The sequence below is a fragment of the Streptomyces sp. TG1A-8 genome (assembly GCF_030499535.1).
Lineage (GTDB): Bacteria > Actinomycetota > Actinomycetes > Streptomycetales > Streptomycetaceae > Streptomyces.
Map to the genome: position 1 here is coordinate 2,504,676 of NZ_JASTLB010000001.1, position 17,281 is coordinate 2,521,956.

General features: G+C 74.7%; 10 protein-coding genes and 1 pseudogene. 1 reads left to right on the forward strand and 10 read right to left on the reverse strand.

Features of this window, described 5'->3' with window-relative positions; all coding sequences use genetic code 11:
* Positions 1-106: 106 nt before the first annotated feature.
* Both QQY24_RS10505 and QQY24_RS10510 read right to left on the reverse strand, forming a co-directional pair.
* On the reverse strand, positions 107-3,625 hold the full coding sequence (locus tag QQY24_RS10505) for an ATP-dependent DNA helicase (protein ID WP_301972405.1): 3,519 nt from the start codon (positions 3,623-3,625) through the stop codon (positions 107-109).
* A 262-nt stretch (positions 3,626-3,887) separates the two neighbouring features.
* The gene (locus QQY24_RS10510) at positions 3,888-4,265 is read right to left on the reverse strand and encodes an MGMT family protein (RefSeq protein ID WP_301972406.1); all 378 of its coding nucleotides are present in this window, start codon (positions 4,263-4,265) and stop codon (positions 3,888-3,890) included.
* Positions 4,266-4,450: 185 nt separating this feature from the next.
* Here QQY24_RS10510 and QQY24_RS10515 point away from each other — a divergent pair, with 185 nt between their 5' ends.
* Positions 4,451-7,375 carry a lysylphosphatidylglycerol synthase transmembrane domain-containing protein gene (locus QQY24_RS10515; protein WP_301972407.1) on the forward strand — a complete coding sequence of 975 codons (2,925 nt, stop codon included), beginning with the start codon at positions 4,451-4,453 and terminating at the stop codon, positions 7,373-7,375.
* Positions 7,376-7,757: 382 nt separating this feature from the next.
* Here the strand turns inward: QQY24_RS10515 and QQY24_RS10520 are convergent, their stop codons facing one another.
* The 8 genes and pseudogenes from QQY24_RS10520 to QQY24_RS10555 all read right to left on the reverse strand — a co-directional run bounded on the left by QQY24_RS10520 (position 7,758) and on the right by QQY24_RS10555 (position 17,143).
* Positions 7,758-8,072 carry a hypothetical protein gene (locus tag QQY24_RS10520; protein ID WP_301972408.1) on the reverse strand — a complete coding sequence of 105 codons (315 nt, stop codon included), beginning with the start codon at positions 8,070-8,072 and terminating at the stop codon, positions 7,758-7,760.
* A 261-nt stretch (positions 8,073-8,333) separates the two neighbouring features.
* Positions 8,334-9,512: an adenylyltransferase/sulfurtransferase MoeZ gene (gene moeZ / locus QQY24_RS10525; RefSeq protein WP_301972409.1), complete on the reverse strand. Its 1,179-nt coding sequence runs from the start codon at positions 9,510-9,512 to the stop codon at positions 8,334-8,336.
* Between the two features lie 63 nt (positions 9,513-9,575).
* A pseudogene (locus QQY24_RS10530) lies at positions 9,576-9,719 on the reverse strand (phage tail protein); the annotation flags it as partial.
* A 41-nt stretch (positions 9,720-9,760) separates the two neighbouring features.
* Positions 9,761-10,720 carry an NAD(P)-dependent oxidoreductase gene (locus QQY24_RS10535; protein WP_301972410.1) on the reverse strand — a complete coding sequence of 320 codons (960 nt, stop codon included), beginning with the start codon at positions 10,718-10,720 and terminating at the stop codon, positions 9,761-9,763.
* A gap of 1,078 nt (positions 10,721-11,798) precedes the next feature.
* On the reverse strand, positions 11,799-13,394 hold the full coding sequence (locus QQY24_RS10540; protein ID WP_301972411.1) for an ABC transporter ATP-binding protein: 1,596 nt from the start codon (positions 13,392-13,394) through the stop codon (positions 11,799-11,801).
* A complete protein-coding gene (locus tag QQY24_RS10545) occupies positions 13,391-14,389 on the reverse strand; it encodes an ABC transporter permease (RefSeq protein ID WP_301972412.1) in 999 nt (332 codons plus the stop codon). The genes QQY24_RS10540 and QQY24_RS10545 overlap by 4 nt, the downstream gene beginning before the upstream one ends.
* Positions 14,386-15,420: an ABC transporter permease gene (locus QQY24_RS10550; RefSeq protein ID WP_301972413.1), complete on the reverse strand. Its 1,035-nt coding sequence runs from the start codon at positions 15,418-15,420 to the stop codon at positions 14,386-14,388. The genes QQY24_RS10545 and QQY24_RS10550 overlap by 4 nt, the downstream gene beginning before the upstream one ends.
* A 4-nt stretch (positions 15,421-15,424) precedes the next feature.
* Positions 15,425-17,143: an ABC transporter substrate-binding protein gene (locus QQY24_RS10555; RefSeq protein WP_301972414.1), complete on the reverse strand. Its 1,719-nt coding sequence runs from the start codon at positions 17,141-17,143 to the stop codon at positions 15,425-15,427.
* Positions 17,144-17,281 lie beyond the last annotated feature (138 nt).

The following is a 17,281-nucleotide window of genomic DNA, read 5'->3' on the forward strand; positions in this document are numbered from 1 at the left end:
AGAGGCTAGCGGTGATCACCGACAACCGGGGACGGATGGGCCCTCGGTGCAGAAGAGGCGCAGGTCGGCGCGGGTGGTGCCGTGCCCCACCCGCGCCGCCCGCCGGTCACTCGACCACGTGCCGCCCCTCGGGCCGGGCGCTGCACGAGGCGCGGAACGCGCAGTGCGCGCAGTGCTGGCCGGCGGTGGGCGTGAACCGCTCGTCGAGCACCTTCCCGGCGGCGGTGGCCAGCAGTTCGCCGACCCACTCCCCCGCGAGCGGTTCCTGGGTCTGCACCTTGGGCAGGCCGTCGCCGCCGTCCCGCTGCGCGGCGCTCTGCCTGAGGTGCACCAGCTCGGCGCCGCCCGGTTCGGGTCTCACGCCGTCGAAAGCGGTGTCCACGGCGCCCTCGCGGACGGCGAGCTGGTAGACGGCGAGCTGCGGGTGGCGGGCCACCTCGGCGGCGCTGGGCGCCTGCTTGCCGGTCTTGAAGTCCACGACGTAGGCCCGGCCCTCGCCGTCGGCCTCGACGCGGTCCATCTGGCCGCGGATGCGGACCTGGTAGTCACCCGCCTCCAGCGTGACGTCGAAGTCCTGTTCGCTGGCCACCGCGGTGCGTCCGGTGCGGTCCAGCACGTGCCAGTTCAGCAGGCGTTCGAGTGCCGCGCGCGCGTTGTCCTTCTCCTGGGCCGACTTCCAGGGTGCGTCGAAGGCGAGCGCGTTCCACACCGACTCCAGGCGTTCCATCAGCACGTCGAGGTCGGCGGGGGTGCGGCCGGAGGCGACCTCGTCGGCGAGGACGTGGACGACGTTGCCGAAGCCCTGGGCGGTGGTGGCGGGCGCGTCGGCCTTCACCTCCCGGCCCAGGAACCACTGCAGGGCGCAGGTGCGGGCGAGTTGGTCGAGGGCGCTGCCGGACAGCACCACGGGCTGGTCGCGGTGACGCAGCGGCACCTTGCTCTCGGTCGGCTCGAACATCCCCCACCAGCGGTGGGGATGCGCGGACGGCACCAGGGGGCGGCCCTCCTCGTCCGCGAGCGCGGCGAGCCGGGCCAGGCGCCGGGCGGCGGCCTCGCGCAGGGCCGCGGAGGCGTGCGGGTCGACCGTGGTGGCGCGCAGTTCGGCGACGAGCGCGGCGACGGACAGCGGGCGGCGCGGGCGACCCGTGACGTCCCGGGGCTCGACGCCCAGCTCGGTCAGGAAGCGGGAGGGCTGGTCGCCGTCGTCGGCCGGCGCCTTCACGGCGGTGACGACGAGCCGCTCCCGCGCGCGCGTGGCGGCCACGTAGAACAGGCGGCGCTCCTCGGCGAGCAGGGCGCCCGGGGTCAGCGGTTCGGCGAGTCCGTCGCGGCCGATCCGGTCGGCCTCCAGCAGCGAGCCGCGGCGGCGCAGGTCCGGCCACAGGCCCTCCTGGACGCCGGCGACGACGACCAGCCGCCACTCCAGGCCCTTGGCGCGGTGCGCGGTCATCAGGCGGACGGCGTCGGGGCGCACCGCGCGGCGGGTGAGGGTGTCGGCGGCGATGTCCTCGGCCTCGATCTCCTCCAGGAAGTTCAGGGCGCCGCGGCCTCCGGTGCGCTCCTCCGCGCGCGCGGCGGTGGCGAACAGCGCGCACACCGCGTCCAGGTCGCGGTTGGCGTTGCGGCCCGCCGCGCCGCCGCGCCGGGCGGACCGCTCCAGGCGCGCGGGCCACGGCGTGCCCTCCCACAGGTCCCACAGGGCCTCCTCGGCCGTGCCACCGCCCGCGAGGCGCTCGCGGGCCTTGCGCAGCAGCGCGCCGAGCCGCTGCGCGCCGCGCGCGTACGCCGGATCGTGCGCGACCAGGCGCTCGGGCTCCGCGAGCGCCTGCGCGAGCAGCTCGTCCGAGGGCGGCGGCAGCGGGTTGCCGGCCGCCCGCTCCTCCTCGCGCAGGGCGCGCCCGAGGCGGCGCAGGTCGGCGGCGTCCATACCGGCGAGGGGCGAGGTGAGCAGGGTGAGGGCGGTCTCGGCGTCGAGCCAGGCACCGCCCGGCACGTCGGAGGCGTCGTCCTCGCCGGCCGGGGCGGGCGGGGCGCCGTCCCGGCCCTCCGGCGGCGGGGAGGCTCCGTCCCCGTCCGCCGACGTCCCGTCCCCGTCCGCCGGGGCCGCCGGGGCCGCCGGGGCCGCCGGGGCCACTGGGTCCACTGGGTCCACTGGGTCCGCCGGGGCCCCGGCGGACCCGCGTCCGTGACGCGGCCGGGCGGGCGGTGCGTCCGTGCCGGGCCGGGCCGCCGCCTCCGCCGTGGCGACCACCCGGAGGGCCGTCAGCAGCGGGGCCACCGCGGGCTCGTGACGCAGGGGCAGGTCGTCACCGTCGATGTCGAGGGGGACGCCCGCGGCGGTCAGGGCGCGGCGGAGGGTGGGGATGGACCGGGAGCCGGCGCGCACCAGGACGGCCATGTCGCCCCAGGGGACGCCGTCCTCCAGGTGCGCCCGGCGCAGGATGTCGGCGACGTTCTCCTGCTCCGTACCGGGCGTCGGGTAGGTGTAGACCTCGACCCGGCCGCCGTCGCGCACGGCCGTCGGCTCGCGGTGCGCGCGCACCTTGTCGGCGGGCAGCCGGGGCAGCGGCATGCGCCGGGTGATCAGGCGGGTCGCGGCCAGCAGGGCGGCGCCGGAGCGGCGGGAGGTGCGCAGCACCTCGACGGGGGCGGGGCGGCCGTCCGCGCACGGGAAGGCGGCCGGGAACTCCAGGATGCCGTTCACGTCGGCGCCGCGGAACGTGTAGATCGACTGGTCGGGGTCGCCGAAGGCGACCAGGGTGCGGCCGCCGCCCGCCAGGGCGTGCAGGAGCCGCACCTGGGCGGGGTCGGTGTCCTGGTACTCGTCGACGTACACGGCGTCGTACTGGGCGGCGAGCCGGTCCGCGGCCCCGGGGCGGCGGGCCAGCAGCACCGCGCGGTGGACCAGTTCCGCGTAGTCGATGACGCCCTGCAGGTCGAGCACGTCGAGGTACTCGGCGAGGAAGGCGGCGGCGGCCCGCCAGTCGGGGCGGCCGATGCGGCGGGCGAAGGCGTCCAGGGTGCCGGGGCCGAGGCCCAGTTCGCGGCTGCGGGCGAGGACGGCGCGGACCTCGTCGGCGAAACCGCGCGTGGTCAGGCAGGCGCGCAGTTCGTCCGGCCAGCGCACGTGCCGCAGGCCGAGCCGCTCCAGCCCGGGCTGCCCGGCGAGCAGTTCCCGGACGGTGACGTCCTGCTCCGGGCCGGACAGCAGGCGCAGCGGCTGCACGAACAGGCCGCTGTCCTGGTGGGCGCGGACCAGGGCGTAGCAGTACGAGTGGAAGGTGGTCGCCCGGGGCGCGCGGGCCGCTCCGATGCGCAGGGCCATCCGGTCGCGCAGGTCGACGGCGGCCTTGCGGCTGAACGTCAGCACCAGGATCCGTTCCGGATCCGCGCCGTCGGCGATGCGCCGCGCCACGGACTCCACCAGGGTGGTGGTCTTCCCGGTGCCGGGACCGGCGAGGACGAGCAGCGGGCCGGTCCGGTGGCCGGCCACGGCGCGCTGCGCGGCGTCCATGCGAGGCGGGTCCACCCGGGCCGGAGGCGTACGGACCAGCCGGTACGCACCACGGCTTCCCTGCCGCGCCGGGGGGTGCGGCGGGCGCCTGGTGGAGGAGGAGGAGCTCACGTGGTTCGCCGGTCCTGGTGGTCGTACGGGGTGGGCGGGCGGTCACGCGTGGGGACGGTGGCCGCGGGGCGAGGGGGCCTGTGCGGCCGACGCTACGCCGCCGCACCGGACAGGAACGGGGGTTCCGCTCCTTCCCCCGCGGCGCTCGCCACGGGGGCCCTCATCCCACGAACGTACGTCATGCCACCGACGTCCCCCGTGTCCCCCCGTGTCCCCCGTACGGGCCATCGGTTCCCCTTTGCGGCATCCGTGACGGAAGCTGTCAGGTGTGACCCTCCGCACCCCCGTCCCAGCGCGCCCGCCGCATGTCGAGCCGCGGCAGGTGGCCCTCGGCGCTCCTGCCGGCCTCCCTGAGCGGCGTGCCCTCCGCACGGTAGGCGGCGAGCGCGCGCAGTTCGTGGCCGGGCAGCAGGACCCCGTCGGCCCGCACCACGCGCCACCAGGGGACGCTGCCGCCGTAGAGGGCCATCACCCGGCCCACCTGGCGCGGGCCGCCCTCCTCCAGCCACTCGGCGACGTCCCCGTACGTCATGACCCGCCCGGGCGGGATGCGCTCGGCGACCTCCAGGACCCGCTCGGCGTACTCCGGCAGCGCGTCGAAGGGCTCGCGGGTGTCCCCGGCCGGACTCTGCTCGCTCATCCGCCCCATCCTGCCGCACGCCGCCGGCGCCCCGGCACGGCCGGCCCGGGCGCTCCCCTCGCCCCCGGGCGGCGCTTCGGGCAGACTGTCCGCCCGCGCATCCGCACCCTGATGCCCGCGTGCGTCGGTGGGGCATGCCACCATCGTGCGGGCGGTGACTGGTGATACGAGACCAAGAAGAGACCATGAAGCAGCAGGGCGTGCACCCCGAAGGCGCGGAGGGCACCCCTGACGCCGCCGTGCGTCCCGACGCCGCCCGCGCGGGCCGGGACGCCACCGGCGGCGGGCCCGAGGACGGCGCCGGCACCGGCGTCGGCACTGGCACCGGCACCGGGCGGGACGACGGCGGCAGCGCGCGCGGGGGCGACGACACGCGCGAGGATCCCGGGAACGGCGCGGACGGGGGCGCGCTCGAGGACGGCGCGCACGCACGGGCCGGCCACGACGCCTTCGCGGAGGCGCCCGTACCCGGCGGCCGGCGTCCCGGGCGGGGCCCGGGCGCCGGCGACGGCGACCCGCGCCCGGAGGAGGTCGAGGGCGACGAACCGCTGCTCCCCGCGCGCGTGCACCGCCCCTCCGACCTCATGCGGCTGCTGGTGGGCCTGCTCGCCGTCGCCGTGCTGCTCGCCGTCGCCGCCTTCGCCCACGGCACCACCTCGGGCCTCGAACAGGACATCCACAAGGGCACCGGCCAGGCGCCCGACCTGCTGATCAAGTTCGCGGGGCTGGTGTCCAGCATCGCGATCCTCCTGGTGCCGGTCGCCTTCGCGATCGAACGGCTGATCAAGCGGGACGGGCTGCGGATCGCCGACGGCGTCCTCGCGGCCGTCCTGGCCCACGGGGTGACCCTCGCCACCGACCTGTGGGTCACGCGGGCCGCTCCCCACTCCATCCAGGAGGCGCTCACCCAGCCCTCCCCGGGGGACGTCCACGCCCTCACCGACCCGGTGCACGGCTATCTCGCGCCCGTCATCGCGTACATGACGGCCGTGGGCATGTCGCGCCGGCCCCGCTGGCGCGCGGTGCTGTGGATGGTGCTGCTGCTCGACGCGTTCTCCATGCTGGTCACCGGCTACACGACACCGTTCTCGATCACCCTGACGGTGCTGATCGGCTGGGCCGTCGCCTACGGCACGCTCTACACGGTCGGCTCCCCCAACGTCCGCCCGACCGGGCAGACGCTGATGGCGGGGCTGCGGCACGTCGGCTTCCGCCCCGTCAGCGCCGCCCGCGAGGAGGGCCCCGAGGCGGAGGCCGGCGACCGCGGACGGCGCTACTTCGTCACCCTGGAGGACGGGCCCGCGCTGGACGTCACGGTCGTCGACCGCGAGCAGCAGGCCCAGGGCTTCTTCTACCGGGCCTGGCGCAACCTGACCCTGCGCGGCTTCGCCACCCGCTCCAGCCTCCAGTCGCTGCGCCAGGCGCTGGAGCAGGAGGCGCTGCTGGCGTACGCGGCGATCGCCGCGGGTGCCAACGCGCCCAAGCTGATCGCCACCTCCGAGCTGGGCCCGGACGCCGTGATGCTCGTCTACGAGCACACCGGCGGGCGCACACTGGACTCGCTGGAGGACGCGGAGATCACCGACGAGCTGCTGCGCAACACCTGGAACCAGGTGCAGGCGCTGCAGTCGCGGCGCATCGCGCACCGCAGGCTGGCGGGTGACGCGATCCTGGTGGATCGTTCCGGCAGGGTGATCCTCACCGAGCTGCGCGGCGGCGAGATCGCGGCCGGCGACCTGCTGCTGCGCATGGACGTGGCCCAGCTGGTCACCACGCTGGGCCTGCGGGTCGGCGCCGAGCGGGCGGTGGCCTCGGCGGTCGGCGTGCTCGGCCCGGACACGGTCGCCGACTGCCTGCCCATGCTGCAGCCCATCGCGCTGACGCGCTCCACGCGCGCGACCCTGCGCCGGCTGGCCCGGGAACGGGCCGAGCGTGAGCGCGAGGCGGTGCTGGAGGCGTCCAGGCAGGCCAAGCAGGCGCGTCTGGAGGAGGCCTCCGGGACGGCCGGGCCCGCTCCGGGGAAGCCCGACAAGAAGGCGGTGCGCGCCGAGCAGCGGGCCGAGAAGCGGGCCATCGACGAAGCCCTCGAAGAGGCCCGCGAGGAGGACCTGCTCACCCAGATCCGGCACCAGGTGCTGCGGATCAGACCCCAGGCCCCGGTGGAGCCGGCCCGGCTGGAGCGGGTGCGGCCGCGCACGCTGATCAGCTTCATCGCCGGTGCGATCGGCGCGTACTTCCTGCTGACCCAGCTGACCCACATCGAGTTCGGCACGCTGTTCGCGCGGGCCCAGTGGGGCTGGGTGATCGCCGCGGTGCTGTTCTCCGCGCTCAGCTACGTGGCCGCCGCGATGGCGCTGCTGGGGTTCGTGCCGGAGCGGGTGCCGTTCCTGCGGACGGTGGCGGCCCAGGTCGCGGGTTCCTTCGTGAAGATCGTGGCCCCGGCGGCGGTCGGCGGTGTGGCCCTCAACACCCGGTTCCTGCAGCGCCAGGGCGTGCGCCCGGGGCTCGCGGTGGCGAGCGTCGGTGCCTCCCAGTTGTTCGGACTGGGCTGCCACGTGCTGATGCTGCTGTCCTTCGGCTACCTGACCGGCACCGAGAAGACTCCCTCGCTGTCGCCGTCCCGCACGGTCATCGCCGGCCTGCTGACGGTCGCGGTGCTGGTGCTGGTGGTGACGTCGGTGCCGTTCCTGCGGAAGTTCGTCGTCACCCGCGTGCGGTCGCTGTTCGCCGGCGTCGTGCCGCGCATGCTCGACGTGCTCCAGCGGCCGCAGAAGCTCGTCACCGGCATCGGCGGCATGCTCCTGCTGACCGCCTGCTTCGTGATGTGCCTGGACGCGTCCATCCGGGCGTTCGGCGACGACTCGACCTCCCTGAGCATCGCCAGCGTCGCCGTGGTCTTCCTCGCCGGCAACGCACTCGGCTCCGCGGCGCCCACCCCCGGCGGCGTGGGCGCGGTCGAGGCGACCTTGACGGTCGGTCTCATCGCCGTGGGCCTCCCCAAGGAGGTCGCCGCCCCCGCCGTCCTGCTGTTCCGGCTGCTGACCCTGTGGCTGCCGGTGCTGCCGGGCTGGCTGGCCTTCAACCACCTCACCCGCAAGGGCGCCCTGTAACGGCCGCGCCGGCGCGGCCTGCGCGGGGCGTACCCCATAAGGTCCGCGCCCCGGTGCGCGCGCTCCCGGGACGGGTTCATGGCGGGCCCCTCCCGGCCTCGTGCCGTCGCCCCGACCGCCGACGCCGTGCTGCCGGCCGCGCCGTACCGGCCGGCCGCGACGGCGCCGGGGACGAGGACCTGCCGGGACGGATCGGCGCCCGGCCGCTGCCGACGTCCTCCGGGCCCGAACCCACCCAGCCGCCGGCGGTCACCGGGATCGTGCTCCCGCTGTACAGCGGGTCCGGACGGCGACGGCGGCGACCGCGTCGACGCGACGGTGAGCGCCCGCCTGCCGGGGGGACGGTGCCGAAGGACGGCACGGTCCGTCCCTGAACCCCCGCTCAGCAGTACCGGTGTTCCGCCCGGGCGAATCCGGAGCTGTACCCGTCGCCGTAGCCGCGGGCGTAGTCGCTGTCGGTCCGGTCGTACCCCTGGTTCCCGCGTCCGTTCTGCTTGCAGTCGTCCCGGGCGTCCTGGTAGCCGTCCCGGAATCCGGTGCGGTACCCCTGCCGGTAGTCCCGCTGGCTCTCGACCGCGCTGACGTGGGTCTGGCTCGGTGCGGCCGCCGCCTCCACCGGCTGCAGGGCGATCGGCGCGAGGGCGAGGACGAGTGCCGAGCCGACGACGGCGGATCGCTTCCAGTGCTTCGCGTTCATGGCCGTACCCTCTCGCTGGACAGACGGTATCCGGCCCATTCCACCGTAGTGACCCGTTCGGGCACCGCAACTCGCCACCGGCTCTGCGCCCGGGGGCACGTCACACGGGGACGGCCCGGCGTGAAGTCCGGGCCGTCCGGGGGCCGTCCGGGTCGACGGGCGTCCGTGGGCAACCGTGGGCAACGACGGAACGGGCCCACGGCGCCCGAACCGGTCGGAGCCGTGGACCCGTTCCGGCGTGCCGGCCGGTTGGAGGACCGGTCAGTAGACCGGCTTGTGCGGTTCGATCTGGTTGACCCAGCCGATGACGCCGCCGCCGACGTGGACCGCGTCGGAGAAGCCCGCGGACTTCAGCACCGCGAGGACCTCCGCGCTGCGGACGCCCGTCTTGCAGTGGAGGACGATCTTCCTGTCCTGCGGGAGTCCCTCCAGGGCGGTGCCCATGAGGAACTCGTTCTTCGGGATCAGGCGGGCGCCCGGGATGGAGACGATCTCGTACTCGTTCGGCTCGCGGACGTCGATGATCTCGATGCTCTCGCCGTCGTCGATCCACTCCTTGAGCTGCTTGGGAGTGATGGTCGAGCCGGCCGCCGCCTCCTGGGCCTCCTCGGAGACGACGCCGCAGAAGGCCTCGTAGTCGATGAGCTCGGTGACGGTCGGGTTCTCGCCGCAGACCGCGCAGTCGGGGTCCTTGCGGACCTTGACCTGGCGGTACTGCATCTCCAGGGCGTCGTAGATCATCAGCCGGCCGACCAGCGGCTCACCGATGCCGGCGAGGACCTTGATGGCCTCGGTGACCTGGATGGAGCCGATGGAGGCGCACAGCACGCCCAGCACGCCGCCCTCGGCGCAGGAGGGGACCATGCCGGGGGGCGGGGGCTCCGGGTAGAGGCAGCGGTAGCAGGGGCCGTGCTCGGACCAGAAGACGGAGGCCTGGCCGTCGAAGCGGTAGATCGAACCCCACACGTACGGCTTGTTCAGCAGCACGCACGCGTCGTTGACCAGGTAGCGGGTCGCGAAGTTGTCGGTGCCGTCGACGATCAGGTCGTACTGGCTGAAGATGTCCATCACGTTGTCGGCTTCCAGCCGCTCCTCGTGGAGGACCACGTTCACGTACGGGTTGATGCCCTTGACGCTGTCGCGCGCCGACTCGGCCTTGGAACGGCCGATGTCGGCCTGGCTGTGGATGATCTGGCGCTGCAGGTTCGACTCGTCGACCTCGTCGAACTCCACGATGCCGAGGGTGCCCACGCCCGCGGCGGCCAGGTACATCAGCGCCGGCGAGCCCAGGCCGCCGGCGCCCACGCAGAGCACCTTGGCGTTCTTCAGCCGCTTCTGCCCGTCCATCCCCACATCCGGGATGATCAGGTGGCGGGAGTACCTGCGGACCTCGTCTACGGTGAGCTCGGGAGCTGGCTCGACCAGGGGTGGCAGCGACACGGGAACTCCGTTGGTCGGTCAATCACTACAGTTGTTCTCCCCGTAACACTGCCACGGCCTTTTTCATTCCGAGACACCCGTCCCGACTCGCGAGACGATGTCGTCCCAGTAGCCGGGCACCGGCTCCCACCGGTCCGGCCGGCCGCCGCCGTCGGGGCGGTCGGTGGAGCACACCGTCCCCGCGCCCTGCCGGCGCGCGATGCGCAGCGTCCCCTCCAGGCGGGCCGGGGCACCCGCCTGGATGCCGGTCAGATGCGGCAGGCCGCCTCCATCCAGATGTCGGCGAGGGATTCCTCGAGGTGGATGCGCGGCCGCCAGCCGAGCCGGTCGCGGGCGGTGCGCACGTCGGCCTGCTGCCAGCTGCCGCAGCCGTCCGGGTACGGGTAGGCGACCTGGGCCGCGTGGTCGGGGTCGGTGCGGGGGTGGCCGATGGTGCCGCGCAGGGGGCCGGGGGGGCCGTCGAGTTCGTGGAGGGCGCCGCCGTACCCGGCGACCCGGGCCAGGACGGCGGCGGCGTCGCGGAGGCGGACGGCGCGGCCGGAACCGATGTTGACGACGCCCTGCGCGGCGGACAGCGAGGCGGCGTGCACGGCGCGGGCGACGTCGCGGACGTCGATGAAGTCGCGCTGGACACCGAGGCCGCCGAGCCTCAGTTCGCCGTCACCGGACTGCATGGCGCGGCGCATGGCCTCGGCGAGCCGGCCCAGCGGGGAGCCGGCCGGGGTACCGGGCCCGGCGGGCGAGAAGACGCGCAGCACGACGGCGTCCAGGCCGGAGCCGAGGACCAGTTCGGTGGCGGCGAGCTTGCTCACGCCGTACGGGCCGCCGGGGCGGGGGACGGCGTCCTCGGCCGTGGAGGAGCCGGGCTGGCTGGGCCCGTACTCGGAGCCGCAGCCGATCTGCACCAGCCGGGCGCCGCAACCGCTGCGGCGCAGGGCCTCGCAGACGGTGGCGACGGCGACGGTGTTGTGCCGGGTGAGTTCGCGGGCGCCGCCGCGGGTGGCGCCCGCGCAGTTGACGACGACTCCGGGGTGGACCGCGTCGAGGAAGCGGGTCAGGGCCCCGGGGCTGCCGGTGGCGAGGTCGAAGCGGACGTCGGCGTCGTCGCCCCGGCCGAGCGCGGTGAGCTGGACGGCCGGGTCGGCGAGCAGGCGGTCGGCTACGAAGCGGCCGATGTATCCGTTGGCTCCGAGCAGCAGGACTCTCATCGGACGGCTCCCGGGGTGTGCGCTCCGGCCGTTCCGGAGGGTCCGGACGGGCCGGGCGCTCCGTGTCGGGAGGTGGTCATCTGGTCTTCTCCTTCACAGGGGTGGTGCGGTCGCCTCCGGCGGTGCGCCGGGCGCCGCGGCTCGGTGCGGTCGTGTCCCCGGGTCCGGTACGGGCCTGTCCGGTACGGGCCTGTCCGGTACGGGCGGCGGCGGGTTCGGTCCGGGCTCCCGGCCGTCCGCGCCGCGCCCGTCCCGGCGGTCGAGCGGGCGAGGGGGTCGTCGGCCCTGCGGTGGACCTGGGTGGCCGGCCGGGGAGGGCGGGGAGCGGGGCGTGGGTGGCGGCGCCGGGACCGTCGTACCGGGCGGGGGAGAGGGAGAAGGGGCGCAGGGCGCGTTCGGGGTGCGCGGCGACGGCAGGGGACGGGCCGGGTACGCGCGCCCTGCGGGCCGTGTGCGGCGCGCCGGGGGCCCGGCGAGCGTGTTCCGGGGCGCGTACGGCGGCGCCGGGGCGGAGGACACCGGTCAGTCCGCCCTCGTCGCGGGTGGGTTCGGCGCGCCCGTACAGGGCGTTGCCGAAACGGTCCGCCGGGTGCGGGGAGGCGTCCCCGGGCGCTTCCGCGCGGCGGGTGCCGGGCCCGGCACCCGCCGGGTCCCCGGACCCGGGGGGTGCCGCCTCCGCCAGGCCCGCGTGGCACCCGGTGGAGCACCGGCGTGCGCGCCGTCCGTACGCGACCCCGCCGCCCTCCTGCCGCCGGCCGCGGCTGTGCGCGCGGACGTCGGGCCCGTGCTGTCCGAGCCCGCGCGCGAGCCGGCCGCACCGGGGTCCGGCGTGACCGTCCACGTACGGACGGCCGCCCTCGGCAAACAGTCCGATGCGCACGTGTGCACCCCCGATCTCCCTCTGGGCGACCGCCGTCGTCGGCGGCTCGCGGCGGGACGAACGTATGCGGACGGGGCGGTGGCGCGATGGACGGTTGTCCGTCGCGCCACCAAAAGGGGTGAACGGTCGTGACTTCCGCGTGCGGATCGCGTTCCGGCGCGCTAGCGGCTCACCCGGCGGTCCCGCGCGCGAGGAGGGTCACGCCGCGGCCGGCTGCCGCCGGGCGGCCCGCCGCCGGGCCGCCAGCTGCGGATCGAGGGCGGGCACGGCGGCCAGGAGCTGCCGGGTGTACGGGTCGCGCGGGGAGCCGTACACCTCGTCGACGGGCCCGCACTCCACGACCCGTCCGCGGCGCATCACCGCGACCCGGTCGCTGACCTGGCGGACGACGGCGAGGTCGTGGGCGACGAACACCAGCGCGAGGCCGAGTTCGCGCCGCAGCTCGCCGAGGAGCGCGACCACCTGGGCCTGGGTGGTGACGTCGAGCGCGGTGACGGGCTCGTCGCAGACGATGACGCGCGGGTCGGCGGCGAGCGCCCGCGCGATGCCCACGCGCTGGCGCTGTCCGCCGCTGAACTCGTGCGGGTAGCGCTCGTAGTGCGCCGCGTCGAGCCCCACGCGCTCCAGCAGTTCCGTCACCCGCCCCCGGATGCGCCGCTCGTCGCGCTCCCCGCGCGCGCGGAGCGGGTCGGCGATGGACTCGCCCACGCTGCGGCGGGGGTTGAGGGAGGAGACGGGGTCCTGGAAGACCATCTGCACGGCCGGGTTCACGCCGGTGTGCGGGCGCCCTTCGAAGCGGACGGTGCCGGCGGTCGGCTCCAGCAGTCCGACCAGCATGCGGCCGAGGGTCGTCTTGCCACTGCCGCTCTCCCCCACGACGCCCAGGGCCTCGCCCCGGCGGACGGCCAGCGAGACGTCGTCCACGGCGACGAGCACGTCCTTGCCGCGTCCGAACGCGCGCCGCAGGCCGGTCGCCTCCAGGACGACCTCGCCCGGGGCGACGGCCGGGGCGGTGCGGGGCGCGTCCACGCGCGGGACGGCCCCGAGCAGTTCACGGGTGTAGGCGTGCGCGGGCGCTGCCAGGACCGTGCCGGCCGGACCCCGTTCGACGGCCCGGCCGTGCCGCATGACCAGCACGTCGTCGGCGCTCTCGGCGGCGACGCCGACGTCGTGGGTGACCAGCAGCAGGCCCATGCCGGTCTCCTCGCGCAGCGTGCGCAGCAGGTCGAGGATCTGGGCCTGGACGGTGACGTCGAGGGCGGTGGTCGGTTCGTCGGCGATCAGCAGGTCCGGCCGGCAGGCCAGGGCCATCGCGATGAGGGCGCGCTGGCGCATGCCGCCGCTGAACTCGTGCGGGCGCGCCCGGGACCGCCGTACCGCGTCCGGGATCCCCACCCGCTCCAGCACCTCGACGGCGCGCGCGCGTGCGGCGCGCCGTGTCGCGCGCGTGTGGACGCGGTGGACCTCGGCGATCTGGTCGCCGATCGCGTAGTAGGGGTCGAGGGAGGACAGCGGGTCCTGGAAGACCATGGCGGCCCTCGCACCGCGCAGCCGGCGCAGTTCCTCCTCCGTGGCCCGCTGGACGTCGGTGCCGGCGACCCGTACCTCGCCGCCGATCCGTGCTCCGCTGCCCCGGTGCAGGCCCAGCAGGGCGCCGGCGACCGTGGACTTGCCGGAGCCGGACTCGCCGACCAGGGCGAGGGCCGCGCCCTCCTCCAGGCGGAAGGACAGTCCGTCCACGGCTTGCAGGGGGCCGAACCCGACGGTCAGGTCCGTCACTTCGACCAGGCTCATGCGAGTACCACCCGTCGGTCGGCCACCGCGTACAGGACGTCCGCGACGGCGTTGGCGATGACCACGAAGAAGCCGATGACCAGGACCATGCCGACGACCACCGGCAGGTCGACGACCTTGACGGCGTGGACCAGTTCCTGGCCGATGCCGGGCAGGCCGAAGAGGGTCTCGGTGAGGACGGCGCCGCCGACGGCCGAGCCGACGGTGTTGGCGTTCAGCGCGATGACGGGCGCCAGCGCGCCGCGCAGGGCGTGCCGTCCGACGACCGAGCGCTCGGCGACGCCGTACGCCCGGAAGGTGCGGATGTGGTCCTCGGCGAGCGTCTCCAGCATCACCGCGCGGGTGAGGCGGGCGAACGTCGCCGCCTCGATCAGGGCCAGCGAGAACCAGGGCAGCAGCAGGTTCCACGCCCACTGCTCGGGATCGTCGCCGAACCCCACGTACTCCGGGAAGGGCAGCAGCTGCAGCTCTCCGCAGACGACGATCACCAGGACGAGGCCGATGACGAAGACGGGCGTGGCCGTGCCGGCGAGGGTGACGGCGGTCAGCAGGCGTTCGGAGAACCGGCCGCGCCGCCAGGCGGACAGCACGCCGGTGCCGACGCCGAGGAGGAGCCACAGCACCATCGCGCCGAGGACGAGCGACAGGCTGACCGGCAGCTTGGCCAGGATGATGGCCATGACCTGCTGGCCGCTCTGGTACGACAGTCCCAGGCAGGGTGCCGCGCAGTGCTCCGCCGAGGTGCCCGTCGAGTAGTCCCGGCCGGCGAACAGTCCCTGCAGGAAGTGCCAGTAGCGCAGGTACAGCGGGTCGCCGAGCTGCAGCTGCGCGGCGACCTGGTGCACCTGTTGCGGTGAGCAGCGCGGGCCGCAGGTGATCTGGGCGACGTTGCCGGGGGTGGCGTAGAAGACGACGTAGACGACCACCGAGAGGGCGAGCAGGGTGACCGCCGCCCCGGCGGCACGGCGCAGCAGGAATCCGCCGAAGCCGCTCATGCGGCCGCTCCCTTCTCGCCGGGTCCGGCATCGTCCGTGGCGCCGGGACCGGGGCCCCCGCGGCCGGTGCCGACGCGCATCCGGGAGGCAGCGCGCGGGTCGAGGGCGGTGCGCACGCCGTCGCCGAGGACGGTGAGGGCGAGGACCGTGACGAACAGGGCGCCCGCGGGCAGCAGGAGGTACTGCGGGGCCGCCTGGTACCAGACGTCGGCGGCGGTCAGCATCTGCCCCCAGGACGGGGTCGGCGGCTGCACGCCCACGCCGAGGAAGGACAGGGCGGCCTCGACCGAGATGTTGAGGGGGACGAGCAGCGCGCCGTAGGTGATGACGGGCGCGGCCAGGCCCGGCAGCAGTTCCCGGCGGGCGATGCGCCATGTGCTCCAGCCGCTCAGCCGGGCGGCAAGGACGTGGTCGAGCCCCTTCAGGGTGAGGGTCTGGGCGCGCACGATCTTCGCGGTGTTTCCCCAGGCGACCAGGCCGATGACCAGGGTGACCAGGACGGGCCGGGGGAAGCTCGACGGCACGATCGCCAGCAGCGCCAACGACATGATCATCAGCGGTATGGCGACGATCACGTCCGTGATCCGGCTCAGCAGTTGGTCGACCCACCGGTTGCCGAGCGCGGAGGCCACGCCGATCGCGACTCCGATGGCGACCTGTATCAGCGTCGCGGCCAGCGCGACCCCCAGCGACACCCGGGCGCCGTACACCAGCCGTGCGAACAGGTCGCGTCCGGTCTGCGGTTCGACGCCCAGCCAGTGGTCGCCGCTCACGCCGCCGAGCGGGCCGATGGGTACGCCCCCGCGTGCGGAGTCGACCAGGGAGGGGTGGTAGGTGGTGGGGTCCTGGCCCTCCAGCGCGGTGAGCAGCGGCGCGGCGAGCGCGACCAGGACGAGCAGCGCGACGACGGCCGCGGCGACCAGGGCGGCGCGCTGCTCCCGCAGCCGCCGCCGGAACCGACGGGCCCCCGGGGCCGCCGGGACGGACACGTCCGTCCCGGCGGCCCCGGCGGCGGCAAGCACCTCGCTCACGGCGTCACTTCACCGCGACCTGGGAGACGTCCAGCACGCCGGTCCAGTCGCTGATCACGACGTTCCTGACGTCCTTGCCGTACAGGCGCTTGTAGACCGGGTGGAACAGCGGGACGACGAGGGCCCGTTCGCCGATCCTCTTGTCCAGCGCACCCCAGCGCCGGGCGGCCGCGTCGAGGTCGGTCAACTTGTTGATCGCGTCGATCTCGTCATTGACCGACCTGTCGTCGAGCTGGCCCGTGTTGAAGTTCGCTCCGTCCTTGACGATCTGCCGGCCGTCGAAGATCGGGGCGAGGAAGGGACCGCCGGAGGGCCAGTCGGCGCCCCAGTGGGCGAGGAAGAAGCCGGGCTCGGTCGACACGTCGTGGATCCTGTCCGCGTAGTCGTTCTCCTCCAGGCCCTGGAGCCTGACCGTGATGCCGGCCTTCTTCAGGGCGTCCTGGAGGGCGGTCGCTATCTCGGGGCTGGTCTCGAAGTCCTTGCTGTTGGAGTGGGTGAGGGTCACGGTGAGCCCGTTCGGGTGGCCGGCTTCCCTCAGCAGTTCCCGGGCCTTGGCCGCGTTGCCGGTCCGGCCCGCCGGGAAGGGGTCGTAGGGCGTGTAGCCGAAGGACTTCTGGTCGGGCAGGAAGGTGGTGGCGGGCTCGGCCAGCGCCGAACCGCCGGCCGCGTTGACGACGGAGGAACGGTCGACGGCGTACGCGATGGCCTGCCGCACCCTGGGGTCGTCGAACGGCTTCACCTTCGGGTTGAAGGCGATGTAGTCCGTGTAGCCGAAGTGACCGGTGCCCACGCGTGCGGCCAGGTCCTTGTCCCTGGTGACCTGGGCGAGTTCGGCCGGGCCGAGGTTGGTGTCCGTGGTGACCGCGGCGGCGTCCGCGCCCCGGGACGCGGACAGCCGCTGGTTGATCACGGAGGAGTCGAGCCCGGAGCGCACGTCGATGGTGTCCGGGTAGGCCCTGCGCTCGGTGTCCACGGCCGTGGACCAGTACGTGTTGCGCTTCAGGACGAGGCGTTCGCCGTCGTTCTCGTTCCTGACGACCCGGTAGGGGCCCGACGACAGGGGGTGCTCCTCGTACTTGGTGCCCGTGTCCCTGCCCTTCGGCACCGGGGCGAACTGCGTCTGGGTGGCCAGGAACGGGAACTCGCCCTCGGGCTTGTCCAGGTGGAAGACGAGGGTCCGCGCGTCGGGCGTCCCGATCGCCGACAGGCCCTTCTTGTCCTTGTACGGGCCCTGGTAGTCGGCCGCGCCGACCAGCCAGTCACGCAGGTAGGGGGCGCCGCCGGAGAGTTCGGGGGCGAAGGAGCGCTCGATGCCGTACTTGATGTCGGCCGAGGTGATGGGCGTGCCGTCCTCGTACTTGAGGCCCTTCTTCAGGGTGTACGTCCACACGGTCGCGTCCTTGTTGGGGCGTCCGGTGTCGGTGGCGAGGTCCGGGACGACCTCGGCGCCGGCCGCGCCGTTCTCGCGGTTGCGGGTGGTCAGGGTGCGGAAGACGAGCGAGGGGATGTTGCCGCCGCCGGAGGTGTAGAGGCGGGCGGGGTCGAAGTTCTGCTGCGGGTTGGCGTTCAGCACCGTGAGCGTGCCGCCCCGGTGGGGCGTGGAGCCGCCACCGGGGCCCTTGGCATCGTTGTCCTCCGGACCGCAGGCGGCGGCGCCCGCTGCCACGACCAGGCTGACGGATGCCGCTGCCACGCGGCGCGCTGTGAGGAACGGTTGACGCATCGGAATGACGACCTCTCGGGTACTGAGCGGGACCTGATCCGCGAACGATCGCGGGTCTCCCGGATGGTGGGGCAGGTGGACGAAGGGTGAGACGCCCGCACGCGGACGTCGCCCGGCGCCGGGTCGTCGAAAAGCCCG

Coding starts and splice junctions, on each gene's coding strand:
- QQY24_RS10520 (WP_301972408.1), bottom strand. CDS start 8,072: ATGAACGCGAAGCACTGGAAGCGATCCGCCGTCGTCGGCTCGGCACTC.
- QQY24_RS10540 (WP_301972411.1), bottom strand. CDS start 13,394: ATGAGCCTGGTCGAAGTGACGGACCTGACCGTCGGGTTCGGCCCCCTG.
- QQY24_RS10510 (WP_301972406.1), bottom strand. CDS start 4,265: ATGAGCGAGCAGAGTCCGGCCGGGGACACCCGCGAGCCCTTCGACGCG.
- QQY24_RS10545 (WP_301972412.1), bottom strand. CDS start 14,389: ATGAGCGGCTTCGGCGGATTCCTGCTGCGCCGTGCCGCCGGGGCGGCG.
- QQY24_RS10515 (WP_301972407.1), top strand. CDS start 4,451: ATGAAGCAGCAGGGCGTGCACCCCGAAGGCGCGGAGGGCACCCCTGAC.
- QQY24_RS10555 (WP_301972414.1), bottom strand. CDS start 17,143: ATGCGTCAACCGTTCCTCACAGCGCGCCGCGTGGCAGCGGCATCCGTC.
- QQY24_RS10535 (WP_301972410.1), bottom strand. CDS start 10,720: ATGAGAGTCCTGCTGCTCGGAGCCAACGGATACATCGGCCGCTTCGTA.